The organism is Cupriavidus sp. 2SB, assembly GCF_005503625.1.
GTDB lineage: Bacteria > Pseudomonadota > Gammaproteobacteria > Burkholderiales > Burkholderiaceae > Cupriavidus.
This window is the reverse complement of record NZ_SCMX01000152.1, coordinates 1-3,932: the sequence shown is the minus strand read 5'-3', so window position 1 is coordinate 3,932 and position 3,932 is coordinate 1. Positions and strand designations below refer to the sequence as shown.

At 63.6% G+C, this 3,932-nt stretch carries 2 protein-coding genes; both read left to right on the top strand.

What is annotated here, in order from left to right; all coding sequences use genetic code 11:
- The first annotated feature begins 259 nt into the window (after nucleotides 1–259).
- Nucleotides 260–1,183: an ornithine cyclodeaminase family protein gene (locus FFS21_RS31615; protein ID WP_137928615.1), complete on the top strand. Its 924-nt coding sequence runs from the start codon at nucleotides 260–262 to the stop codon at nucleotides 1,181–1,183.
- 97 nt (nucleotides 1,184–1,280) lie between these two features.
- On the top strand, nucleotides 1,281–3,659 hold the full coding sequence (locus FFS21_RS31610) for a DNA polymerase II (RefSeq protein WP_137928614.1): 2,379 nt from the start codon (nucleotides 1,281–1,283) through the stop codon (nucleotides 3,657–3,659).
- Nucleotides 3,660–3,932: the final 273 nt, after the last annotated feature.

Genomic DNA, 3,932 nt, shown 5'->3' with positions numbered 1-3,932 from the left:
GGCGGGGCTACTAGTCGCGAAACCTAGTCGCGAAACCATCCGCGCTCTGTTTCCATGTCTTTCCATCACACCATTGCGATAAGTTTTCTTATCGCAATAGTGTTGTCATGGATGGCAACTGCGATGCGGGGAAACGTTCTTCCCCATACCCCCAGGACATACTCCCCGACAAATAGTCATTAGACGGCGCGGCACAATCCGGAAACAATCGGCGCTTTCGTTGCGGCATGCAGCGCCATTTTTCGACCGGAAGTAGCCCATGACACTGATTACCGATGAGCAGGTCCGTCAAGTTCTGACGATGCGCGAGAGCAGCCAGGTGGTGCGCGACGCGTTTGTTGCGGCGGCGCGTGGGCAGGCGGTGACCTTGCCGCGCACCCGCACCAGTCTGGATCACCTGACGCTCAGCGTCATGGGCGGCATCGTGGCCCCCGCCGGAATGTGTGGGGCGAAGGTGTATTCGACGAACGCGGGGCAGTTCGATTTCGTCGTCGTGTTGTTCGATGGTGCAGATGGTCACTACGTGGCGACGATCCAGGGCAATGCGTTGACGGAGTTCCGCACGGCCGCCACCACACGCGTCGTGATCGAGGCGCAATTGCCGCCGAAGGGCTCCACGCTGGCGATCTTCGGCACCGGCGTCCAGGCCAGGGCGCACCTGGCCACCATGCTCGAACTCGATGTCTTCCGCCGCGTATTCATCGTGAGCCGGGGCGATGGTGCGGCGATGGCGGCTGCGTTTGCCAAGTCGCATCCAGAGGTCGAGTTTAAGACTGCGGACGCCATCACGGCGGTGCCGGAATCCGATGTCGTCATCACCTGCACGCGTAGCGCGACGCCGCTTTTCGACGGCAACCTCCTCAAGCCCGATGCGGTGGTGGCGGCCATTGGATCGAGCAAGCCGCAAACGCGGGAGATCGACGATGTCACGCTGCAACGTGCGGCGCGCATTGTCGTCGAGCACAAGGAGCAGGCGCGCAAGGAGGCCGGAGACCTCGTCATGGCCCAGCCCGGCGTGGTGGATTGGGATCGTGTCGTGGAAATTGGCGATGTGCTGACCGGCGATGCGTCGGCCATCGGTGGGGCACAGGGGATTCGGGTGTACAAGTCGGTTGGCGTGGGCCTGGTCGATGTCGCCCTGTCCGCGCTGGTTTACAAGAAGATTGCCGCCGCGAAGCCGTAAGCACGCATGGGGAGCGGTCCCTTTCTGCAGGAGTTCGGCGCCGGCCCGCATCCGGCGCTAGAATCGCGCCAGAAACAATTCCCCAAGGTTTTCCAGCGTGCCCCTTCAGCAGGGTTTCATCCTGACCCGTCACTGGCGCGACACACCGGCGGGCACCGAGGTCGAGTTCTGGCTCGCCACCGACGATGGCCCGCGCCGGCTGCGTCTGCCGCCGCAGCCTTCGACCGCGTTTATCCCCGTGGCCCAGCGTGCCGCTGCCGAAGCGCTGCTGCGCGGTGAGCGCGATGTCGAGCTGCGCGCGCTGCCGCTGCAGGATTTCCAGCATCGGCCGGTATTGGGCCTCTACTGCCAGCAGCATCGGCAACTGATCCAGATCGATCGCGCGCTGCGCGATGCCCGCGTGGATGTCTACGAGGCCGATGTGCGGCCGCCCGAGCGCTACATGATGGAGCGCTTCATCACCGCGCCGGTCTGGTTCGACGGCGAGGCCGGCGCCGATGGCGTGCTGCGCGATGCACAGATGAAGCCGGCTGTCGGTTATCGACCGCCGCTGCGACTGGCGTCACTCGATATCGAGACCAATGCGTTTGGCGACCTCTATTCGATTGCATTGGAGGGCTGCGGCCAGCGGCAGGTCTACATGCTCGGGTCTGCGCAGGAGGATGCCGATGCGGTGAATGAAGGCATCGACTTCGCGCTGAAATACTGCGACACACGCCAGCAATTGCTCGAATGCCTCAACGACTGGATGGCCGCGCATGATCCCGACGCGATCATCGGCTGGAACCTCGTCCAGTTCGATCTGCGCGTGCTGCGCGAGCATGCCGCCAAGTTCCGGATTCCGCTGCGGCTGGGCCGGGGCGGCACCGAGATGGAATGGCGCGAGCACAACCAGCAGCAGCACTACTTTGCGGCAGCGCCGGGGCGGCTGATCATCGACGGCATCGAGGCGCTGCGTTCCGCCACGTGGAGCTTCCTCTCGTTCAGCCTGGAATCGGTGGCGCGCACGCTGCTGGGCGAAGGCAAGGCGATCGACAATCCGTACGATCGCATGGACGAGATCGACCGGATGTTCGCGCAGGACAAGCCTGCGCTGGCCCGCTACAACCTGCGCGATTGCGAACTGGTGACGCGCATTTTCCACGCCACGGAACTGCTGCCCTTCCTGCTGGAGCGCGCCTCGGTCACCGGCCTGCCTGCCGATCGCAATGGCGGCTCGGTGGCGGCTTTCACCCATCTGTATATGCCGATGATGCATCGGCAGGGCTTTGTGGCGCCAAACCTCGGTGACAAGGCGCCCGAGGCCAGCCCCGGCGGCTTCGTGATGGATTCGCGCCCGGGCCTCTACGAATCCGTGCTTGTGCTCGACTACAAGAGCCTGTACCCGTCGATCATCCGCACGTTTCTGATCGACCCAGTCGGGCTGATCGAGGGGCTGGCACACCCTGACGACACCGATTCGGTGCCCGGTTTCCGGGGTGCGCGATTCTCACGGACCAAGCACTGCCTGCCGGCCATCGTCGCGCGTGTGTGGCAGGGTCGCGAAGCGGCCAAGCGCGAGGGCAACAAGCCCCTGTCACAGGCGCTCAAGATCATCATGAACGCGTTCTATGGCGTGCTGGGATCGAGCGGCTGCCGCTTCTTCGATCCCCGGCTGGCCTCGTCGATCACGATGCGCGGGCACGAGATCATGCGCCAGACGCGCGAACTGATCGAGGCCCGCGGCTACGAGGTGATTTATGGCGACACGGACTCCACGTTCGTCTGGCTGCGCCGCGCGCGCGCCGAGGAAGACGCCGCGAGCATTGGCCGCAGCCTGGTGGCGTACGTGAACGACTGGTGGCGCGACCATCTCTGGCAGACCTACGGGCTGGAGAGCGCACTCGAACTGCAATTCGAAACGCACTACCGCCGCTTTCTGATGCCGACGATTCGCGGCACCGACCTCGGCAGCAAGAAGCGCTACGCCGGCCAGGTCATGCGCGCCGACGGCAAGGCCGAGATGGTTTTCAAGGGACTGGAAACGGTGCGCACGGACTGGTCGCCACTGGCGCAGCAGTTCCAGCAAACGCTCTACGAGAAGATCTTCAATCGCGAGCCGTACCAGGAATACGTGCGCGACACCGTGCGCCGCACGCTGGCCGGTGAACTCGATGACCAACTCGTCTATCGCAAACGCCTGCGCCGGCAACTGGGCGACTACCAGCGCAACGTCCCGCCCCATGTACGCGCCGCCCGCATCGCCGACGAATACAACGAACGCCACGGCCGGCCCCGTCAATACCAGCGCGGCGGCTGGATCAGCTACCTCATGACCCTGGCCGGTCCCGAACCACTGGAAACCCGCGCCGCGCCCATCGACTACGACCACTATGTTACGCGGCAACTGCAGCCCATCGCGGATGCGATCCTGCCGTTTCTGGATGATGATTTCGAAAGGTTGCTGAGTGGGCAGATGGTGTTGTTTGGGGGGTGATTGCTTTCTCTCTCGCTGGTTTTTCTCCCCTCTTGTTTTCTCCCCTCTCCCGCCATGCGGGAGAGGGGTTGGGGGAGAGGGCATAGCGGTTCTGCTTGCCGATCTCGCATTTTGAACTGCTGGCCCTCTCCCCCGCCCCTCTCCCACTTCATGGGAGAGGGGAGCAAACCATCAGAGAGCAAACCGTAGCTCTGCGGTATCCTCCCTATCTCAATCAAAAAAGAATCCGCAGAGCATTCATCCCCGCCATGTCTTCCACTGCCGCCCCCACTC

Bases quoted from the DNA above. Each gene is read 5' to 3' on its own strand.
- FFS21_RS31615 (WP_137928615.1), top strand. From the start codon at position 260: ATGACACTGATTACCGATGAGCAGGTCCGTCAAGTTCTGACGATGCGC.